The sequence below is a fragment of the Chryseomicrobium sp. FSL W7-1435 genome, from assembly GCF_038595005.1.
Classification (GTDB): domain Bacteria; phylum Bacillota; class Bacilli; order Bacillales_A; family Planococcaceae; genus Chryseomicrobium.
Map to the genome: position 1 here is coordinate 1,203,154 of NZ_CP151997.1, position 21,093 is coordinate 1,224,246.

Here is a 21,093-nt window from a genome sequence, read left to right on the forward strand (position 1 = left end):
TTTTTGCAAATTTGGGGAACTCCTTACGGGCAGGTCACCATTTCCTAAGGGATCTATTTAAAAAAATTGAGTGGAGTGGAGGGGCTGACTCCAGTGGGATTAAAGTCGGAACGCGAGACCCCGCAGGAGCTTGCGACGAGGAGGCTCACGCCGCGCCCTCGGAAAGCAGCCCCGTAACGGAGCTCAATTTTCTAATCTAAAGTGGAGGGTATAACATGCGTATTTCTACACCAAAGCCGTTTTTCTTTGAAGCAGGAAAACGTGCAGTGTTATTGCTTCACGGCTTTACAGGGAACTCAGCAGATGTCAGAATGCTCGGTCGCTTCCTCGAAAAGAATGGCTACACATCTATTGCCCCGCACTACAAAGGTCATGGTGTGCCGCCTGAACAATTGATTGAAACAGGTCCAGCCGATTGGTGGCAAGACGTTCTAGGTGCCTATCAAGAGTTAAAAGATAAAGGCTATGAGGAAATTGCGGTCGCAGGACTATCGCTTGGCGGTGTGTTTTCACTAAAAGTCGCATCTGAAATGCCGGTGAAAGGCGTTGTCACAATGTGCGCCCCAATGACCATGAAAACGACAGAGCTGATGTTTGAAGGAGTTCTCGGCTATGCCCGCGAATATAAAAAATATGAGGGCAAAGAGCCAGCAGTGATTGAACAAGAGGTCGAAGCAATTCGCCAGACACCCATGCAAACATTGCCAGAGCTACAACAACTCATCAAGGATGTGCGTGGATTAGTGGATCACGTCTATGCGCCATTATTCGTCGTACAGGGACGTTTAGACAATGTCATCGACACCAACTCAGCTAACATCATCCACGACACAGCAGAGTCCACTGACAAGCAAATCAAGTGGTATGAAAAATCAGGTCATGTCATTACGCTGGACCAAGAAAAAGAGCAGTTACACGAAGACATCCTGGAATTTTTAAATAAATTGGATTGGCACGAGTAATGCAGCGCGTTTTAGGAAATAGTAAGACAAAGGAGGGACCTATATGGATTCACAACAATTAGAACAAATGATAGTGGACTTGATGAGAGACGACACGTATAAACCATTAACTACTAAAGAACTCGAAGCGCATTTTCAAATCGACGATGCTGACGACTTCAAAGAGTTCGTTAAGACGCTTGTTCGTCTAGAAGAGAACGGCAAAATTGTGCGCTCTCGCTCCAATCGCTATGGTGTACCAGAACGCATGAATTTGATCGCCGGAAAGTTTATCGGCCACGCACGTGGTTTTGGTTTCGTAGCACCAGAAGAAGAAGGGATGGATGATATTTTCATTCCACCGACTGAAATTAATGGGGCATTCAACGGGGACATGGTTCTCGTACGTGTGTCCTCCTCTTCATCAGGAGACCGCCGAGAAGGCGCCATCATTAAAATTACAAAGCGTGGACTGGACCGCATAGTCGGGACCTTCCAAGACAATAAAGGCTACGGCTTTGTTATTCCGGATGACAAGAAGCTTCCAATGGATATTTTTGTCGCTAAAGGCGATACGCTAGGCGCTGCAGAAGGCCACAAAGTAATCGTTGAAATTACCGATTGGCCATCAGGACGCAATTCAGCATCCGGTAAGATTTCACAAATTCTTGGCCACAAGAATGACCCGGGTGTGGATATCCTTTCGATTATTCACAAACACGGCATTCCAACTGAGTTCCCAGAAGATGTATTAGAACAAGCAGAATCTACGGGAGATGTCGTGGACCCTGCAGATATCGAAGGACGTCGCGATTTACGTGAAGAAGTCATCGTTACGATTGACGGTGCAGACGCTAAGGATTTAGATGATGCAGTCGCTGTCAAAAAGCTAGACAATGGCAATTATGAACTTTCGGTACATATTGCTGACGTCAGTCACTATGTGACAGAGCATTCGGCCATCGACGTGGAAGCATTAGACCGCGGGACAAGCGTTTATTTAGCTGACCGTGTTATTCCTATGTTGCCTCACCGACTGTCTAACGGAATCTGTTCATTGAACCCACAAGTCGACCGCTTAACCTTGTCTTGTGTGATGGAAATTGACTCACAAGGGCAAGTCGTCAAACATGAGATTTTTGAGAGTATCATCAACACAACGGAACGCATGACGTACCGCGATGTGTATTTAATTTTAGAAGAGAATGACCAAGAACTTCGCACGCGTTACGAATCACTCGTTCCGATGTTTGAACTGATGGCAGAACTTGCTGCTGTTCTTCGCGGAAAACGAGAACAACGTGGTGCAATTGACTTTGACTTCCCAGAAGCGAAGATTTTAGTGAACGAAGAGGGCTGGCCGACAGAAATCGTCAACCGTGACCGCACAGTTGCAGAGAAGTTGATTGAAGAATTCATGCTAGCTGCCAATGAAACAGTGGCGCAACACTTCAAGTGGATGGATGTACCGTTTATGTACCGTATCCACGAAGATCCAAAGCCTGAGAAGTTACAACGTTTCTTCGAATTCTTAACGTCATTTGGATTGGTTGTCAAGGGCTCTAGCAACGACATTCACCCAAAAGCCCTGCAAGAAATCATTGAGTCAATTTCTGGCTTACCAGAAGAACCTGTCATCTCGACGATGCTTCTTCGCTCCCTGCAACAAGCAAAATACGATCCAGAATGCTTAGGACACTTTGGTCTTTCGACAGAGTATTACACGCATTTTACATCACCGATTCGACGTTACCCAGATCTTATCGTGCACCGATTGATTCGTACGTATTTAATCAAGGACGACTTGTCTCAATCAACGATTGCGCATTGGTCAGCTAACTTAGGCGATATTGCCGAGCATGCCTCTAAAATGGAGCGTCGTGCAGTGGATGCAGAACGTGATGTCGAAGCATTGAAAAAAGCACAATTCATGGTTGATAAGATTGGCGAAGAGTTCGAAGGTATCGTGAGCTCGGTCACGAACTTTGGGATCTTTGTAGAATTGCCAAACACAATCGAAGGCTTGATCCATGTAACGAACTTATCCGATGACTACTACAACTTTGATGACCGTCAAATGATCATGCGTGGTGAACGCACAGGTCGTGAATTCCGTTTAGGGGATGAAGTCAAAGTCAAAGTAACCAATGTAACGGTCGAAGAATCATCTATTGATTTTGAAGTCGTGGGTATGGTTAAAGCAGCTGGACGCGAACGTCGTCAGACACCGAAAGTCATCATTGCGGGTCGCTCTGCAAAGCAGCCTGACCGTGGTGGCAAGCGTGAGAAAGACGACAAAGGCAAGTCAGGTGCAAAAGGCAGACCATCACAAAAGAAGCAATTCTTTGAAGATGTAGCCAAGAAAAAGAAAAAGAAACGAAAAAAATAGGGAGGCCACAGCCTCCCTCTAGTAGGTGAATGAGATGGCAAAAAAACACGATGACAAAGTACTCGCACAAAACAAAAAGGCCTCTCATGATTATTTCATCGAAGACACGATGGAAGCCGGTATTGTTCTGCAAGGGACGGAGATCAAGTCGATTCGAAATGGTCGAGTTCAATTGAAAGACGCGTTCATTCGAATCCGTAACAATGAAGCCTGGATTTCAAATATGCACATCAGCCCTTATGAGCAAGGGAACCGGTTCAATCATGATCCACTTCGCGTGCGCAAGTTGCTCCTTCACAAAAAACAGATTGCCGAACTGATTGGCAAGACAAAGCGTGATGGATTTACCGTCATTCCGTTGAAGATGTATGTGAAGAATGGCTACGCCAAAGTACTGATCGGTCTTGGTAAAGGAAAGAAAGACTACGACAAGCGCAGCGATATGAAGAAGAAGGAAGCGAAGCGTGAGATTGAGCGAGCTTTCAAAGCACGGAATCAGTAAATCAGTTGAAGTTTGACCTTCTCTGATATATACTAATAGGGAACAACCAAGTTCACTTATTTCCATATCGGGGACGTTATGGATTCGACAGGAATGGTCTGAGCTTGGGTGGCGCGTCAGAGGCTCGGCTCTGTAAAAACGGAACCTATAATAACAGGCAAAACAAACAACAACCTAGCATTCGCTGCTTAATAGCGTGAATCTGCTCTATGTACCCATCGCCCATGTGGCTATGTAGAGCTCACTCTCAGTGGGATACGGTAACTGGTGCAGTCTGAGTCAGTTGCAAGAGATTTTCGGACTAGTCCATCTAACGCCTGCTTATCGGCAAAGGATCGGACGAAATTCAGTAGGTAAGCTACACGCGTAGAAGCTCAAGTATTAGAGTTTCTGGACGCGGGTTCAAATCCCGCCGTCTCCATTCGAATCTTGCTTGTGTGGCAAGGTTCAATGGTTTATAACCGGAAGTATCATCTTCCAAAAAAGCCTTCTAATCTCATTGAGATTGGGAGGCTTTTTCTTTTTCATAAAAACTCCTCCAGAAGAAAAGACCCCGTGGGTGAGGTGCCTGTTTTAGACTCAATTCTGGTAGTTGATGAGACTCAGTTCGAGACGAAGTCGAAGAAGTGTGGCTCTTCAGCTGCCGATTTAGAATTGTGGCTGTGACAGGCTCCGGATCAATAATATACCTCTTGGATACCTGTGCACCACATTACTCAGTCTATTCACTACAATTCTATAAATATAAAGAAAGAAACTTGTAACAGCAAGCTTTATAATTCGTGTATACAAATTGTGTTGAATTGTTTCATGCACAGGTACCTTTTTTCCCATAAATCAACATGTTTATAGATTTAAAAATAGAAAACCCCCCAAGACAGGGGAAAAGGTAGGTTTGTACTCCTTATTTTTGTACTCTACTTTTTAGTGGTTCCGAGTGGACACGACTTCATCGAAGACAGAGTAATGTCTACTTTGCTATACGACGCAGAGTACCTAATACAAGCTGGCTTTTCAGAATAAAATGAATATAATTGCACGCCGACCACCATCATCATCATACTTAAAAACAGCAGTATAACGACAAATAAAGAAGTTTTACAGATTCTTTGCATATTTCTCCTCGTGCCTACTCCATTACCTTAATACAAACGCCCTTATAATTCCTCATTCACACCCTAAAGCGTGACACCTCAACACTTATTATAAATACTAGCAAAAGTTCCATGTTTTTTCACTATATAATTTGAAGAATGGACCTATGCTAATTCCTAAAATTGGGTAGATGTAGAACTGTTTTCCTCAACATAAGGGCAACTAAAGTATTAGTCTCACTAATTTTCCCACCATATTAATGAATTGAGTAATACGATAGCTCAACTTAACCTGATAATATATTGGTTGTAATAATAGAATAAAGTCACTTCCATTAACATAGGAGGAGGCTTTAGCGATTTAACCTGTTTGAAAAGCCTCATTTATCTCTAATGAGTTAAAGTTTTCCTCACCAATAACGAATTTAAAAAAACGAAGAAGCTTTTCTTGATACTGATTAAATTCATTATTTATTAGTTTTGTAGCCTTCCAAGGCTTGTCCTGTAACCATGTTTCCTCGAAAATGAATCCTTCGAAGTTAGGTTCGTGTGTGAGGCGAAACTCCTCACTACCAATGGTTTCTAAGATATTATTGTTGCTTCCTTCATCAAAGGGTATGTTGTCTAAGTCATGTATTAAATAAGCTTGAATGCCGAAGTGTTCCAATACCTCATAGTAAGCTTTTTGTGTCAATTTGCCATTGCATGGTATTACTGACACTTCTCGCAAAAATCGTTCTAAAGCATCTGCTTTGTCAGGATGCAGTTCTTGTAATTTGTTTTTTATGGCAGTAATACTGGCAACTTCACAATCACCCTCAACAAGGACTACCCTCTTAGCAAAAAATGCTTCTAATGTGGCAGTATTGAAATTTAATAACATTCTCATTCTGTTACGTTTCTCTGCAGCGGATTCTCCATTATATATATTTTCGTTTACTTGAATAATCTTTGATGAAAGGTCATCTAGTTTTTGCATAACAACAGTACCTTGATGTCTATCCGCTAAATCTATGAAATTTTCAGAGTGTGATGTACAAACAACTTGTGCCAAACTGTGTTTTGAAATCTCGACTAATGAATCTCGCATTTTGCGTTGGAGATGTGGATGCAGATATATTTCAGGTTCTTCAATTAAGAATAAGAAGCTTCTCTTCCACTCTTGGGTTGTGTCATCATTGTCCAAGTTATTTTGAGTTAACTGTTCTGCCATAAGTTCCAAAAGCGATAATATTAGCATGCGTTGAACCCCGTTACCTTGCTGGCTAGGGCTAGTAATAAGATTATTATACTTTAGTAATATATTGGAGTTTAAGTGGAGCTTTTCCATTACCTCTGGAATATTAAAATCAACACTTGCTTCGACATCTAATAACCGTTGTAACTTACGACTTATTTTCCCTTCCAAATTCTGTACTTCAGCATGACGAGTTTCATTATTGAATATATTTTTTAATGCTGTTAGAGATGACTTGAAATTTTCGATTTCTGGCGTTTGATTCAAGTGATTTTCAAATAAGGCTGCGGCAATTTGGTTTGCTGCCGATTTATTTTTATTTGCATCTGCTTCATCATCAATTAATTTGACTGCTGGGACATAGATTACTTTAGGCATAATAGATCGTAAATTTGAAGAGAACCCATTGGGGTTTTTCATCCACTCCGGTTCGCCTTCAGTTATCAGATCAGAATTATTAAGGAAAACATATTCTGTAAAGTCAGCTTTTTTGGGTTTTACTATTGTTCCATTCGATATTTCTCGATCTGCACAATATGAATTATATTGCTCAATAAGTGCAGGAGAAACTTCAGCAAAAATTCGAGCGTTCCAAATACCGTCCATGTTAATTTCTGATATAGAGCGGTTAGGAATAAATACTTCAAAGGGAACATCACTGTCCTTTACCGTGGAATTAGACCAAATTCGGCGTATTTTCATTTCCCCATTAAAAATATATGGTTTAATAAACCTATTTCCTCTGTCTAAGTCATTAAAATCATCAAAAACAACTAATATCTCCATATATTCAGTTGTATTAACGGGTTCTCTTTTAAAGGAAAACATATTAATTGAAGGAATATTAGGTATATCTGTTTCTGGAAGGAATAACTTTAGGGCTTCAAGTATAGATGATTTACCAATATTATTTTCTCCTATGATTGTAATGAAGTCAGACGCTCCTTCACCGTCAACTCTCGGAAAAGTTAGAGTACAAGGTTCTCGATAACCAACATTTTTGAAATTTTTAATAGTAAATTCTTTTATTCTCATTTCATTGCTCCTCTGTAATTAGTATTACAATTTAAGAAATTCGACATTCATAAAAATTATCCTGCTAAAATTGTAAAAATATGTTTTTTTAAAGAGGGATATCTAGAAAATAGATAATTGTCTTTGATTAATCCCTTGCTTTAATTGAAAATAGCCCAATGATCTTCTACTATGAATTCCAAACATAGCGTAAATAATTTTACAATTTTTGTTTTAGAAAGTCGTAATATCAAGGGTTATCGTCAATGAAATTCCACATATTAATCGAGTATTTTATGACATTACAAGTAAAACACCAGCGACGATTGAGTGGGAATAATTGTTGGTGGAAAGTAAGGGAATCTAAAGATTTAACTGATTTCATATTTATTTTGAAATCAATTGATATATATTAATAGCCAGAAGGTCTTTGAACCAAGTTCGTAAATATGTAATACTCCCTAGTAAGAAAATCTGTTAAATAAAAATTTTGGAAGCGGCACAAACCTTTGCGAATCTAAGGACGGCAAAGGATTGGACGAACTTCAGTAGGTAAGCTAAACGTGTAGAAGCTCAAGTATTAGAGTTTTTGGACGCGGGTTCAAATACCGCCGTCTACATTTTTCAGTAGCTTATCATAGCTGTGATCAATCGTTTATAACCCGGAAGTATAAACTTCCACAAAGAGGTTGGGACAAAATATAATAATAGAGCTCAATTAGTGAGAAAGTTGAGTGGAGTGTAGGGGTTGACTCCAGTGGGATCAAAAGTCGGAACGTGAGACCCCGCAGGAGCTTGCGACGAGGAGACTCACGACGCGCCCGCGGAACGCAGCCCCGAAACGGAACTCAAAGCAAATTAAATCAGCAAATTCTCTGGAATTCACCTTAGAGAACTTGCTGATTTAATTATGTCCCAACCTCTTTCTTTCACTTGAAAACTCCTCCAGAAGACAAGACCCCGGGGGAAGTGCCTGTTTTAAACTCAATTCTGGCAGTTGGTGAGACTCAGTTCGAGACAACGTCGAAGAAGTGTGGCTCTTCAACTGTCGATCTAGAATTGTGGCTGTGACAGGCTCCGGATTTAAAGTAAGTGCCTGTCCCAAAAACAATTCCAACATTCATGACTATTCAATAGATATACAATTCGAAGCCGCATGGCTGTATTGTTAGGTGAATGAAGATAAATTGTGTCTGTATATTTTGTGGGACAGGCACCAAATGGATTTTAGTTGAATCAGTAAAGAAAAGCGCTAAGGAATGCAAAACATGAGCATTCCTTGGCGTTTTACTGTCTCTAATCAATTGATGTAATTTCATACTCAATCCGAATATACCTTGATATTCTCCATTTTTGATTGATTTAGTATTATCTTTAAACTCTGCGAAGAATTCAGGCATTAATATTGAGTTACTTAGAGCATTTCTTGTTGGATAAGTGTCGAATGGCTTTTCAATTTATTGTCTCCGCATTAACCCTATTAGTCACATGAGCATAAATGTTCATGGTTGTCTGCATATCACCATACCCCAAACAATCATATACTTCTTTAACCTTTATGCATACCAGGGAAGGCGCTTACGTGAAATAGGGTGTTAGGTTTGAAGTTATTGACCTTCTCTAAAAATCATGGAACACATTTTAGTAAAGGGATTTACCGGGCATGTATTTTGTTTTGGGATAGTATGGTAATTGTAATTTTATTGCATCTAACCTAAAGTTTAAAGGTGGTATAATTAGCCTAATAAAAAAGATAAGAGGGTGCTGGAATGGCTAGATTTCCATACGAAAGTGAGATTCAACAAGCAGTAAGTTTATTAATCAATCAATATAAAATACCATATAAAATTTTAATGGATTTAGTAGGTAAAGAGCATTATAATCAACTAACTTCTATTTTAGATACATTAGGAGAAAACAAGCTGACAGAGAAAGAACTTGCAAGAATTTTAGTTGTACAAAAAGGCTCTGAGTTATTTATGGGTTCAAGTGAGGCAGTGCGAGAATTAAGACTACATCTATTAAGAAGGTTAGATGTAAAAGATTTAGTAGCACTTTATGAAAGAAATCCAGATAGTAAAAGAAGGATTACTTCACCTGGTTACATGGCCACTCCGCTTTCAACTAAGAAATGGTCACCCGGAAAACGCTGGGCAAGAGATTTTGTTACTACATTAAAATTTCCACTAGTTTTTGCCGGTATTGAAAATGATCGCACTGAACGTGCAACAGCTGTTACAGACATCGAGCCAAGAAAAATAATTCCACCATTAGCTCCTTACCAAGAAAGTTTAAAACAAAAGATGCTAGAAGTATTGAATCAACAACAAGAAAAAACACGCTGTATCGTTACATTACCTACAGGTGGTGGTAAAACACGAATTGCTGTAGAAAGCTTTATCGATTGGTTACAGCCACGCTTTGCAGAAGGAAAATATATGATCTGGATTGCACAAGGGGAAGAACTTTGTGAACAGGCGATAGCTTGTATATCAGATATGTGGCAAGAAAGAGAATTTGCTTATGCGTTGAGAGTTTATCGCTATTTTGGAGGCTCAACAATTGAATTGGATGATTTAGTAGGTGGGGTTGTTGTAGGAAGCATACAACAAATAGTATCAAGAATTAATTCAGGTGATAGTGCTTTTGAGGAAATAATTAGAAATTGTGGCGCTATGATTATTGATGAAGCTCATCACGCAACAGCGACTAGTTATAATGATTTAATCGATTATGCAAAGAGAATTGTAGGGGAGGATTTATTCCCGATTTGTGGACTAACAGCTACGCCTGGTCGAAATATGGATCAGACAAATATTTTAGTCGAGCAGTTTCAGGCTAACTTAATACGCCCCAAATTACCTGAAAAGGATGAGTATGAATTAAATCCATTATTGTATTTCCAGGAACAGGGCTATTTAGCAAAGCCACAATATCTATTATTCAAAGATGAACCGATTGAATGGCATGAAGATCTGTTTATAAATGGTGAGGTTTCTAGTGAATTTTTAAGGGATCTGTCTACTAACAGAGAAAGAAATCTAAAAATAATAGATTATATGTTGGGTATACCATTAGATAGCTCAGTATTAGTTTATGCATGTACAGTTGAACACGCTGAATTTTTAACTACAGTTTTAAATGCAATAGGAAAGAAAGCAGCATGTATTTCTGCCAAAACACCAAAAGCAATCCGTCGTATGCATATCCTGGCATTTAAGAAAAAAGAAATTCAGTATTTATTTAATTATGGTGTATTAACAACGGGTTTTGATGCCCCAAAAGTTGATCATTTATTAATTTGTAGACCTACCTCGAGTATGGTTTTATATGAGCAAATGGTGGGTCGTGGTCTTCGAGGACCTAAATTTGGTGGAACAGAAAATTGTAAGATTGTTGATTTTTCAGCCAATATTCATACGCATGGTAAACCACTAGCATATTCACGCTTTACGGAGGAATGGCGATTATTAGAGGAGGTTAGCAGTAAATGATGAAAACAGGAGCTAAAAAGCTTTTTGATTACTTACAGCAGCATCAAGAACTGTTTGTAAAAGATTTTAAAATATTATTTGAAGTAAAATCTACAATGCTTAGGATCGTCAAGGAGTATTCGGATGTTTTTGTTGTGACAGACGATAAAATTACACTTAAGGCCATAGCGAATAATGAATCCGCCGATTATATTGGAGCGCGTAAAACTGTACATAATGAACTCAGTCGCTTTTTAGTTGGACCATTTAAGGAAAATGAAGAGTTAGGGAGCTTTAAACGACCGATGCAGCTCTACTTAACGGGAAAGCTTGTACCATTTGGTTCTACTGGTAGTGTTGAGGATGAAAGAAAGCTAGGAATAGAAACAGCCGTTATCATAGAGGAGGATTCTGTTGAAGATCGTTTAAGCTCTAGACAAATGTTCCGTCCTTCAAGCATGGGCTTTAGCTTCAAAATGAATAATTTAAATCCTATTAAAATTGATGCTAGTTGGGCGACGTATGAAGGAAAAACGCATGCGAGAACACCTCATCAGCTTGAATGGGAGATTGATTTGCAAGAAAATGTGCAGAAAGGTGAACTAAATTACAACAAGAAGAAAGCGGACTCTAATGAACAATTCCCTGGTCAAATACATTATTCATGGACTAAACGTAATGGTCTTTACCATATTAGTATTTTCTTATTAAATAACTACACTCGTGAAAGTTATCCTGAGCAATTCGAGATTATGTTTCAAACGGCATTGAAAGTAAATGTAAATAAACAGGATGTAGCAACATTCCATTCGGTAGCAGACCGATTTAATGTGGCCGATGAACTTTTGTACCGTGAGTATAAAGAGGTAGCAATAGGACATGGTGTTGGCGTAGATTGGCATGAATCATCTAAAACGATGGAAATTATGACGACGTGGTTACCATTTTATGAGCTTCCAGTTGTAGAGCATATGACTATTCCAGACGAAGCGTTTGAGATGGAGGCATTAAGTAAATTACCTTTAAATGAGCTTAAAGAAAAACTTGAAAAATTACCTTATTTTTACGAGCGGTGGTTAGTTTTACAAAAAGAGCATATTGAAGGTTTAGATTTACATTTGAAGCAAGAAGCTGAGCGCAATGTTGAACAGATTGAGAAAATTATTGCACGCTTAAAAGAAGGTATCGCTCTTGTCGTAGCTGGTGATGATACTTTAGAAAATAAGGCATTTCGATTTGCGAATGATGCAATGTCTAAACAGCGTGCGATGTCAGCTGTTGCAGTTCAATATAGAACATCTGGTAAGAGAGTAGCACCTGTCTATAATGGTAGCTGGCGTTTATTCCAAATTATTTTCGTATTAATGAATGTAGCAGGCATATCAGATGAAAACCATGAGGACCGTGAAGTTGTTGATTTAATTTGGTTCCCTACAGGTGGGGGGAAAACAGAGGCCTACTTGGGAGTTGCAGCATATGCTATGGCGCACCGTCGATTAGCCGGTGATGTAAATGATGTTAGTAGCTACGCAGGTATTACAATTTTTATGCGATACACATTACGTTTGTTGACTACACAGCAATTCCAACGCGCGGCAGCTCTTATTTGTGCTGCGGAGGATATTCGTTTAAAAAATGTACCGTTATATGGTGAGCTACCGTTTAGTATTGGTTTATGGATAGGTGGAGAATCATCACCCAATAAACTAGAAGAAGCGAAAGAAAAGCTCAAAATGTTAATGGACGGTCAAGAAGTTAAAAGTGGCAATCCAATGCAATTATTGAACTGTCCGTGGTGTGGCACCGAGCTAACACCTCAGGATTATTTGATTAGTGATAGTGAAACACAGCATATTGGTTGCCATGAGCCATCTTGTTTATTTTATAAAAAATTGCCGATTTATACGGTAGATGAAGCAATTTATCAACATGTTCCTACATTATTAATTGGTACCGTGGATAAAATAGCACAGTTACCATGGAAGAAAGATATGCACGAATTATTTGGACGAAAGAACTTATATCATCCAGAGAAGGGCTTTGCTTATAAAATAGAAGGCTCTAAGCGTGGTTATAAAAAAGTATCAAGATTAAAACCACCTTCATTGATTATTCAAGATGAGCTACACCTTATTTCGGGTCCACTAGGGTCTTTAACAGGGCTGTATGAAGTGGCAGTAGATTTACTAACGTCAAATGGCGGAAAACGTGCAAAAGTCATTGCATCTACAGCCACAATTAGAGGTGCAAAGGAACAAATTTTACATCTCTATGGAAGAGATTATTTGCAATTCCCATTAGCTGTTCAAAGGCAAAACGATACATTTGTTGCTCATGAGGTCGCTATAACTGAAAAGCCTGGTCGTTTATATGTAGGTGTGTGTTCTCCGGGTGTAAGTAATAAAATCCAAGCTATTCAATTATTCGCTGCTTTGACGACGATTACTCGTTCAAGACTGTCTAAAGAGATGGATCCTTACTATACAATGCTTGGTTATTTTAATACGGTAAAAGAGCTTTCAGGCATGTTAACAACATTCCAGGATGAAATTGTAAGTAGATTAGATTTTTTAGATCCTAAAAAAGAATTTGACCATGAATTAGTAGTAGAAGAAATGACGAGTCGTAAAAAAGCGTATGAAATTCCCTTACTATTAGCTCAAATGGAAAAAGGGTATGCGGAGAAAGATGCATTAGATGCCGTTCTTGCAACAAACATGATTTCAGTAGGTGTCGATGTGGACCGGCTTGGTGTTATGGTCGTACAGGGCCAGCCGAAAACGACATCTGAATATATCCAAGCAACAAGTCGTGTAGGACGTAAATATCCAGGGTTGGTTATTACAACTTTGAATTCAATGCGCTCACGAGATTTATCGCACTTTGAACAATTCCGTGCATATCATCAGGCATTGTACCGTCATGTAGAAGCAATGAGTGTGACACCTTTTGCAAGTGGTGCACTATATAAAGGCTTAAGAGGTGCGGTAGTAGGGTTGCTGCGTCAAATGATTCCGGAATTAAGCGCAGAAAATGCGGTTAATAAATTTTCCAGAAGGGAAGAAGTAGATGCTATAATTGATCAATTTTTAAAACGTGCGGACGCAACGGAAATTGATACGACTGAATTAAAGCAGGCCACTGAGAAATTACTTGAATGGTGGCACCAGGCAGTAGAGGACTATCCTAATGCGAATACAATAAGTTATAAGAAAAACCTAAAAAATAGAAAACCCTCACTTTTACGCCAATTTGGTGAAGAAGGTAGAAGTTCAGTTACCCAACCAGCCATGATGTCACTACGAAATGTAGAAGGAACAATTGAAATAGAGGTGAAGAAATAATGCTAGATAATGAAGAAAAGATTCGCCCATCTCAGCTAATATATCATTCCGGTCCAGGTGCTATTCTCGACCTTTTAGATGAGAGCGTCATGGTTTTAGCAGCAGATCTATGGGCTACTCATGGAGCACTAAAGGATTTTGATAAGCGTATTACAAAATATTTAAAAGTCGATCACGTACGTATATTGAATGAACAAACAGATAAAATTAAAGTTAAATCGGTAAGATTCCCACGGTGGAAAATCTGCCCTAAATGTGGGATAATGACGACATTTAATAATTCGCACTGTTGGTCATGTGAAAAAGCAGGTAGGGGCGATGTAAAGCTTTATCCAAGTCGTTTTGTAACAGTATGTAATTTTGGACATATTAGTGATTTCCCTTATGACAAATGGGTGCATAAAGGGGGGAGCTGCGACAAACCAAGTCTGCAATTATTACGTAGTAGTGAAAGTGGCTCATTATCTGATTTAGCTGTTAAGTGTAATAACTGCCAACAAATTCGTTCGCTAGGGAAAATTATGAAACCAGATGATGAGGATAAGCATTTGTTTGATTGCACGAATGAATCACCTTGGTTAGAGAAGAAGCGTACTCAAGAGCTAGAGAATGAACAACCAAAGTTGTGTAAAAATACTATGCGAACTTTCTTACGAGGAGCATCTAATATTTATTCGCCGCATGTACTAAGCTTTTTAAAAGTCCCATTAACAGAAACTACAGGAGACAATCCGTTAGCCACTATCTTACCAGAACTTGAAATTAGTAGAGAGGAATATTTAGATGCAGGTGATAAGGAAAAGGCTTTGGATAGAATAGCAAAGCGCTACCATATTACCCAAAATGCATATGTTGATCTTGAAAGGTTATTAATGGGTGATGATTTAAATGTAGAGCAAAGCTACGAATCTATTCGAAAGCAAGAATGGAATACATTGTCACAGCCATATTATAATGAAACTAATATTCAATTTAAGTCTGAGAAAATTGATATTCATCCAAAGTTACAATCGTATTTTGCGGCTATTCATCGTGTGGATTCTGTTCCTGAAATACAGGTAGTTAAAGGGTTTAGTCGTATAGATTATATCGATCGTTTTGAAGAGGGTGATGTGCATATGAATCGTATTATACAGAACCCAAAACAAAATTGGCTACCAGCTGTGCAAAATTTTGGTGAAGGCATTTTCTTTGTATTTGATGCAAGAAAGTTAGCTTTATGGGAACAAAATGAAACCATCACAGCTGCCATTATTGAAAGATATAATCATCAGCGTGCTGAATTTGATAACGAGCCTTTGCCATTGATGGGGCGCCATGTCTTACTACACACGTTTAGCCATGCATTACTTAAGGAATTAGCTGCCCATTCGGGATATGGCACTACATCGTTAAAAGAACGATTATATGTAGATAGCTCGATGCACGGCATATTTATTTATACAGCATCAGGTGATTCAGAAGGTAGTCTAGGTGGTTTAACAGCTCTATCTAAGCCAGAGTTGCTATACCCAATTGTTTTAAGAGCAATTGAACGAATGCAATATTGTTCATCTGATCCGAATTGTTCTGACGGTAAATTCCAATTTAACCTGTCTGCAAATGCAGCGGCATGTCATAGCTGCTCACATGTTTCAGAAACATCATGTGAGTGGGGGAATCAATTACTAGACCGTCGTACATTGCTAAATATTAACCAAAATGAAAAATTTGGATTTTTTGATAATTTATTGGATGAGTAGTAAAACAAAGTCTTTCTACAGCGGTAAGATCGATATTGCCTCATACAATACCTTCAAGAGAGATGGATTTTAAATAAAGGTGCCTGCCCCAAAACAATTCCGACATTCATGACTATTCAGGAGATATACAATTCGATGCCGCATTCCTGTGTTGTTAGGTGAGTGAAGATGAGTTGTGTCTGTATATTTTGTGGGCACCAAATGAATTTTAATTGGGTAAGTACCAATTAGATCAAAAAAGCAAAGCACTCGCTATCAAGTATCAAGATGGCAAAAGACCAGCTGTTTCAAATAAAAAAGAAAAGCTGGATCAGATTCGTGAAGCGTATTTGAAGAAGAAGTAGGAGAAGCAGCAATAGATCAACGAAAGAACTTATCTCTCGTCAAGACCAAAAAACGGCACTTCCTTTACGGAAATGCCGTTTTCTATTTCTAGTCAAACCAGTTCATGTACACATCTCTATAATCAAGGGTCTGCTTCATTTTTGTGTTTAAGACGGGTTTGTCGACCATAGTCCTGCACTTTTTACGAAGACACGTGGATGCAGTTTCAAGCTTGCGACAATTAAGTCAGCGAGATCTTCTGGATGCATGACACGTTCCACGTCGCCAGTAATCAAGTTAGCCTCTTGCGCAAGATCAGTGGCCACGGTACTTGGCGTCATAGCCGTTACGCGGATATTGTGCTTGCGTACTTCAAGGGCAAGTGACTCCGTAAGACCTAAGACTGCGAATTTCGAAGCACTGTAAGCGCTCGTCACTGGAGCTCCTTTTTGTCCAGCAGATGACGAGATATTGATGATATCGCCTGAGCTTTGTTCAATCATTCCTGGTAGCACAGCGTGCGTTGAGTTGTAAACGCCCATCAAGTTGACGTCGACAATATTCTTCCACTCTTCCGGAGACAAATCCATAAAGCCTCCAAATTTTGCGATGCCAGCATTGTTAATCAGAATATCAATTGCGCCAAGTTCACTTTTGAGTTGTTCGATTGCTTGCTCGATTGCAGCAAGGTCCGTCACGTCTGCAGAAAAAGTGGCTACTACGACACCCGTATCTTTCAGTTCGTTCGCTACATTATCTAAATTTTCTTGATTCAAGCCGATTAAACCGACATTGACTCCCTCGTTAGCAAGCGCTATGGCTGTTGCACGGCCAATACCGCGTCCGCCGCCTGTAATAATCGCTGTCTTTCCTTTGATTGTTTGCATGGTAACACTCCTCGTTTAGGGAATAAAAGATTCCACTTTACTACACTTTCTCATTATCGATGATTTCTAGAAGAAATGCATGTATCGCGACTTAACGAAATAGCTCTTGTTACCTGTCTTTTTTTCATATACGCTACTTACTAAAGAATGGTATAGAAAGGAAGATAAAATGCCACCTCAAAAACGAATCAGAGACTATGGCGTAATAATTGGCCAACTGGAGACCGGCCCACTAAATAAAATTACTGATGTCGCAGGCGTTACGTTAGGACAGGTGACACTCAGTGACAAAAATGTACAAACCGGTGTAACGGCCATCCTTCCTCATCCAGAAAATATCTTTGAAAATAAATTGATAGCTTCGAGTCATGTCATCAATGGTTTTGGAAAAACAATGGGCACCATTCAACTTACAGAATTGGGCACGTTAGAGACGCCTATTTTACTGACGAACACTTTAAGCATTGGCGTAGCTGCTGATACACTCATAGACTACATGCTAGAGAGAAATCTGGAGATTGGAAAGACTACCGGCACAGTAAATCCTGTGATTGGCGAATGCAACGATATGTTTTTAAATGACATACGAGCCAAATCAGTGAAACCGGAACATGTTCGCCAAGCACTTGAAAATGCATCTTCTGAATTTGAAGAGGGGACGGTTGGTGCGGGAACTGGAATGCTCTGTTATTCGTTAAAGGGAGGGATAGGATCTGCTTCCCGTATAATGAACATGAGTCATGGAACGTACACGATGGGCGTCTTAGTCTTATCAAACTTTGGAATATTATCTGACTTACTGATCAAAGGCAAGGCTGTTGGGCAGGAACTGAAAGCAGCAAGAGAAGATTCTTATAAAGAAGAAGACAAAGGTTCCATTATGATTATCGTGGCCACTGACCTTCCTGTTTCCGAAAGACAACTAAATCGGATTATCAAAAGATCGGTGACCGGACTTTCACGAACAGGTTCAATCATCACGCATGGAAGCGGAGAAATCATTATAGGGTTTTCTACAGCAACAAAAATTCCACATTACAAACCCGAAAAACTAATGGCTGTCCCGCAAGTCCATGAAGAGGATCTAGACATCGCATTTAGAGCCATTGGGGAAGCCACAGAGGAAGCCGTGTTGAACTCGTTAGTAACTGCAGAAGCTGTAATTGGGCGAGACGGAAATCATAGACCAGCGTTTAAAGATTTAATTCAGAAATACGGAATATCTCTCACTCCTTAAAATCAACTAACCCAAGAAACGATGTGAACCCCATGCCAGCAAAACCAATCTACGTCGAGATTGAAATCCAAGAAGATATAGAAAAAGTCTGGGAATATAGTCAAAATCCGAAGTTGTACGAGCAGTGGGATTTGCGCTTTACCTCCGCTTTATAATCAAGAAATCTAACGGACATTTGAATGCTACGCATGACATGACGTTGTTTGGGATTCACTTTTTACATATTGATTATGAGATGATTGAAAAGACAAACAATGGGCCGAACCCTGTACTTTACTGACTAAAAATGGTTTACTAGAACGATACAGTAATTTCTTTTTAAGATAAAAGTAGGTGACCAAAATGGGAAAATATCAATTAGATGAGAAAAGCAAAGCACTGGCAGCGAAATATCAAGATGGTAAGAAGCCAGCTGTTTCGAATAAAAAAGAGAAGCTTGATCAAATTCGCGAAGCTTATTTAAAGAAAAAACAAGAGAAACAAGAGAATAAATAATAAAATCCTTTAGCCAGCTCACTCATGAGGTGGCTTTTTCTTAGTTTAGATATAAGCAGATAATTATTTTGGGTCTTCGGAATATATAGTGGAATTACTTTCTTAATAGTTTAAAAACAACTGGTGTTTAAATCGGATTTTCTGGTGGGATGTTAGGACAATCAATAGTATTATATAAAAGTATCAATCACATACGAGTGATACGTTGGGGAAAAATAAAATAGTCCAATTTACTTGACCGCGTACTATGGTACACGGTTTATAATATTCATGGGGTGAAATAAGATGATTTATCGCATTAGTGAGTTTGCAGATAAATGTGGAGTTAATAAAGAAACGATTAGATATTACGAGAGAAAAAATTTATTACAAGAACCTCACCGAACGGAAGCTGGTTATCGGATATATTCATATGATGACGTTAAGCGTGTTGGGTTTATTAAACGAATACAGGAACTTGGTTTTTCTTTAAGCGAGATTTATAAATTACTTGGTGTTGTAGATAAAGATGAAGTTCGTTGTCAAGACATGTTCGAATTTGTTTCTAAAAAACAAAAGGAAGTGCAAAAACAAATAGAGGATTTAAAACGAATTGAAACTATGTTAGACGACTTAAAACAACGATGTCCAGATGAAAAGCAATTACATTCGTGTCCAATAATAGAAACATTAACATGAGACATTAACGAAAGGGGCTTTTTTATGAATAAATTTAAGGTAAATATTCAAGGAATGACTTGTACGGGTTGTGAAAAACACGTAGAATCAGCACTTGAAAAGATAGGTGCTAAAAATATTGAGTCTAATTTTCGTCGTGGTGAAGCAGTATTTGAACTGCCCGATGATATTGAGGTTGAAAGTGCAATAAAGGCGATTGATGAAGCAAATTACCAAGCCGGAGAAATTGAAGAAGTATCATCACTAGAAAACGTGGCGTTAATTAATGAAGACGTTTATGACCTTCTTATTATTGGTTCTGGTGCTGCTGCCTTTTCTTCGGCAATTAAAGCTATAGAATACGGTGCAAAAGTTGGAATGATTGAGCGTGGAACGGTTGGGGGAACCTGTGTGAATATTGGCTGTGTTCCGTCAAAAACTCTTCTTAGGGCAGGGGAAATCAATCATTTATCAAAAGACAATCCGTTTAAAGGTTTACAAACATCCGCTGGAGAAGTGGATTTAGCTAGTTTAATCACGCAAAAGGATAAATTGGTGAGCGAACTTCGGAATCAAAAATATATGGATTTAATTGATGAATATAATTTTGATTTAATTAAAGGTGAAGCAAAATTCGTTGATGCTAGTACGGTTGAGGTCAATGGGGCAAAGTTATCTGCAAAACGCTTTTTAATTGCAACAGGTGCATCGCCTTCGTTGCCCCAAATTTCAGGACTTGAAAAAATGGACTATTTAACTAGTACAACACTTCTTGAGTTAAAGAAAATACCAAAACGATTAACTGTAATTGGCTCAGGATACATTGGAATGGAGCTTGGACAACTATTTCATCATTTAGGTTCAGAAATAACGCTTATGCAAAGAAGTGAGCGACTTTTAAAGGAGTATGATCCTGAGATTTCAGAGTCAGTTGAAAAAGCGTTAATTGAACAGGGTATAAACCTTGTCAAAGGGGCAACTTTTGAGCGTGTTGAACAAAGTGGAGAGATAAAAAAGGTTTACATAACAGTAAATGGCAGTAAAGAAGTCATTGAATCAGATCAGTTACTTGTTGCCACTGGAAGAAAACCAAATACGGATTCTTTAAATTTAAGTGCAGCAGGTGTTGAAACTGGAAAAAATAATGAAATCCTGATCAATGATTTTGGTCAAACAAGTAATGAAAAGATTTATGCAGCAGGAGATGTGACGTTAGGACCGCAATTTGTATATGTAGCAGCCTATGAAGGTGGAATTATTACTGATAATGCTATCGGTGGATTAAACAAAAAAATAGATTTATCGGTAGTTCCTGCTGTTACGTTTACGAATCCGACGGTTGCAACGGTTGGTTTAACAGAAGAACAAGCAAAAGAGAAAGGGTATGATGTGAAGACATCTGTATTACCTTTAGATGCTGTTCCAAGAGCAATTGTAAACCGTGAAACAACCGGTGTATTTAAACTAGTAGCAGATGCAGAAACACTAAAAGTATTAGGGGTTCATATTGTATCTGAGAATGCAGGAGATGTCATCTATGCAGCATCATTAGCTGTTAAATTTGGCTTAACGATAGAAGATTTAACAGAAACCCTAGCACCATATTTAACAATGGCTGAAGGGCTAAAATTAGCTGCACTTACGTTCGATAAAGATGTTTCGAAATTATCTTGTTGTGCAGGCTAAGGGAACTTTTTTTACAACTCCCTATTCAAGTGAACCAGCTAATACTGTACTAAAGGTGTGCAGTAGTTTAG

14 protein-coding genes, 1 other RNA gene and 1 pseudogene are annotated in these 21,093 nt (G+C 38.9%); 14 read left to right on the forward strand and 2 right to left on the reverse strand.

Features of this window, described 5'->3' with window-relative positions; genetic code table 11:
• Positions 1-215 precede the first annotated feature (215 nt).
• From MKY84_RS06100 to ssrA, 4 genes are all read left to right on the forward strand, one after another.
• Entirely contained in the window at positions 216-962 is a 747-nt protein-coding gene (locus tag MKY84_RS06100) for a carboxylesterase (RefSeq protein ID WP_342528510.1), read from the forward strand.
• A gap of 43 nt (positions 963-1,005) precedes the next feature.
• Positions 1,006-3,330: a ribonuclease R gene (rnr, locus tag MKY84_RS06105; RefSeq protein WP_342528512.1), complete on the forward strand. Its 2,325-nt coding sequence runs from the start codon at positions 1,006-1,008 to the stop codon at positions 3,328-3,330.
• A gap of 34 nt (positions 3,331-3,364) precedes the next feature.
• Positions 3,365-3,832, forward strand: coding sequence for an SsrA-binding protein SmpB (smpB, locus tag MKY84_RS06110; RefSeq protein ID WP_342528513.1), 468 nt, complete (start codon positions 3,365-3,367; stop codon positions 3,830-3,832).
• A 69-nt stretch (positions 3,833-3,901) separates the two neighbouring features.
• Positions 3,902-4,256, forward strand: a transfer-messenger RNA (tmRNA) gene (ssrA, locus tag MKY84_RS06115).
• A gap of 1,031 nt (positions 4,257-5,287) precedes the next feature.
• Here the strand turns inward: ssrA and MKY84_RS06120 are convergent.
• On the reverse strand, positions 5,288-7,198 hold the full coding sequence (locus MKY84_RS06120; protein ID WP_342528515.1) for an AAA family ATPase: 1,911 nt from the start codon (positions 7,196-7,198) through the stop codon (positions 5,288-5,290).
• 223 nt (positions 7,199-7,421) lie between these two features.
• Here MKY84_RS06120 and MKY84_RS06125 point away from each other — a divergent pair.
• The 5 genes and pseudogenes from MKY84_RS06125 to MKY84_RS06145 all read left to right on the forward strand — a co-directional run.
• A pseudogene (locus tag MKY84_RS06125) lies at positions 7,422-7,517 on the forward strand (hypothetical protein); the annotation flags it as partial.
• A 1,429-nt stretch (positions 7,518-8,946) separates the two neighbouring features.
• The gene (locus MKY84_RS06130; protein ID WP_342528516.1) at positions 8,947-10,671 is read left to right on the forward strand and encodes a DEAD/DEAH box helicase; all 1,725 of its coding nucleotides are present in this window, start codon (positions 8,947-8,949) and stop codon (positions 10,669-10,671) included.
• On the forward strand, positions 10,668-13,994 hold the full coding sequence (gene drmA, locus MKY84_RS06135; RefSeq protein ID WP_342528517.1) for a DISARM system helicase DrmA: 3,327 nt from the start codon (positions 10,668-10,670) through the stop codon (positions 13,992-13,994). The genes MKY84_RS06130 and drmA overlap by 4 nt, the downstream gene beginning before the upstream one ends.
• Entirely contained in the window at positions 13,994-15,736 is a 1,743-nt protein-coding gene (locus MKY84_RS06140; RefSeq protein ID WP_342528519.1) for a DUF1998 domain-containing protein, read from the forward strand. Before drmA ends, MKY84_RS06140 begins: the two co-directional genes overlap by 1 nt.
• Positions 15,737-15,948: 212 nt before the next feature.
• Positions 15,949-16,080 carry an alcohol dehydrogenase gene (locus MKY84_RS06145; protein WP_342528520.1) on the forward strand — a complete coding sequence of 44 codons (132 nt, stop codon included), beginning with the start codon at positions 15,949-15,951 and terminating at the stop codon, positions 16,078-16,080.
• 147 nt (positions 16,081-16,227) lie between these two features.
• Here MKY84_RS06145 and MKY84_RS06150 read toward each other — a convergent pair whose 3' ends face one another.
• Positions 16,228-16,947: a 3-ketoacyl-ACP reductase gene (locus MKY84_RS06150; protein WP_342528523.1), complete on the reverse strand. Its 720-nt coding sequence runs from the start codon at positions 16,945-16,947 to the stop codon at positions 16,228-16,230.
• 169 nt (positions 16,948-17,116) lie between these two features.
• On the opposite strand from MKY84_RS06150, the gene MKY84_RS06155 reads away from it, so the two are divergent.
• From MKY84_RS06155 to merA, 5 genes are all read left to right on the forward strand, one after another.
• Entirely contained in the window at positions 17,117-18,184 is a 1,068-nt protein-coding gene (locus MKY84_RS06155) for a P1 family peptidase (protein ID WP_342528525.1), read from the forward strand.
• A gap of 32 nt (positions 18,185-18,216) precedes the next feature.
• On the forward strand, positions 18,217-18,339 hold the full coding sequence (locus MKY84_RS06160) for a hypothetical protein (protein ID WP_342528902.1): 123 nt from the start codon (positions 18,217-18,219) through the stop codon (positions 18,337-18,339).
• Positions 18,340-18,526: 187 nt separating this feature from the next.
• Complete coding sequence (locus tag MKY84_RS06165) at positions 18,527-18,679, forward strand: alcohol dehydrogenase (RefSeq protein WP_204591951.1); 153 nt, start codon at positions 18,527-18,529, stop codon at positions 18,677-18,679.
• Between the two features lie 285 nt (positions 18,680-18,964).
• Positions 18,965-19,357: an Hg(II)-responsive transcriptional regulator gene (gene merR / locus MKY84_RS06170; RefSeq protein WP_001863748.1), complete on the forward strand. Its 393-nt coding sequence runs from the start codon at positions 18,965-18,967 to the stop codon at positions 19,355-19,357.
• A 24-nt stretch (positions 19,358-19,381) separates the two neighbouring features.
• The gene (gene merA / locus MKY84_RS06175; protein WP_342528668.1) at positions 19,382-21,022 is read left to right on the forward strand and encodes a mercury(II) reductase; all 1,641 of its coding nucleotides are present in this window, start codon (positions 19,382-19,384) and stop codon (positions 21,020-21,022) included.
• The last annotated feature ends 71 nt before the right edge of the window (positions 21,023-21,093 follow it).

Bases quoted from the DNA above. Each gene is read 5' to 3' on its own strand.
- rnr (WP_342528512.1), top strand. From the start codon at position 1,006: ATGGATTCACAACAATTAGAACAAATGATAGTGGACTTGATGAGAGAC.
- merR (WP_001863748.1), top strand. From the start codon at position 18,965: ATGATTTATCGCATTAGTGAGTTTGCAGATAAATGTGGAGTTAATAAA.
- MKY84_RS06140 (WP_342528519.1), top strand. From the start codon at position 13,994: ATGCTAGATAATGAAGAAAAGATTCGCCCATCTCAGCTAATATATCAT.
- smpB (WP_342528513.1), top strand. From the start codon at position 3,365: ATGGCAAAAAAACACGATGACAAAGTACTCGCACAAAACAAAAAGGCC.
- drmA (WP_342528517.1), top strand. From the start codon at position 10,668: ATGATGAAAACAGGAGCTAAAAAGCTTTTTGATTACTTACAGCAGCAT.
- MKY84_RS06130 (WP_342528516.1), top strand. From the start codon at position 8,947: ATGGCTAGATTTCCATACGAAAGTGAGATTCAACAAGCAGTAAGTTTA.
- merA (WP_342528668.1), top strand. From the start codon at position 19,382: ATGAATAAATTTAAGGTAAATATTCAAGGAATGACTTGTACGGGTTGT.
- MKY84_RS06100 (WP_342528510.1), top strand. From the start codon at position 216: ATGCGTATTTCTACACCAAAGCCGTTTTTCTTTGAAGCAGGAAAACGT.
- MKY84_RS06120 (WP_342528515.1), bottom strand. From the start codon at position 7,198: ATGAGAATAAAAGAATTTACTATTAAAAATTTCAAAAATGTTGGTTAT.
- MKY84_RS06165 (WP_204591951.1), top strand. From the start codon at position 18,527: ATGGGAAAATATCAATTAGATGAGAAAAGCAAAGCACTGGCAGCGAAA.
- MKY84_RS06150 (WP_342528523.1), bottom strand. From the start codon at position 16,947: ATGCAAACAATCAAAGGAAAGACAGCGATTATTACAGGCGGCGGACGC.
- MKY84_RS06160 (WP_342528902.1), top strand. From the start codon at position 18,217: ATGCCAGCAAAACCAATCTACGTCGAGATTGAAATCCAAGAAGATATA.
- MKY84_RS06155 (WP_342528525.1), top strand. From the start codon at position 17,117: ATGCCACCTCAAAAACGAATCAGAGACTATGGCGTAATAATTGGCCAA.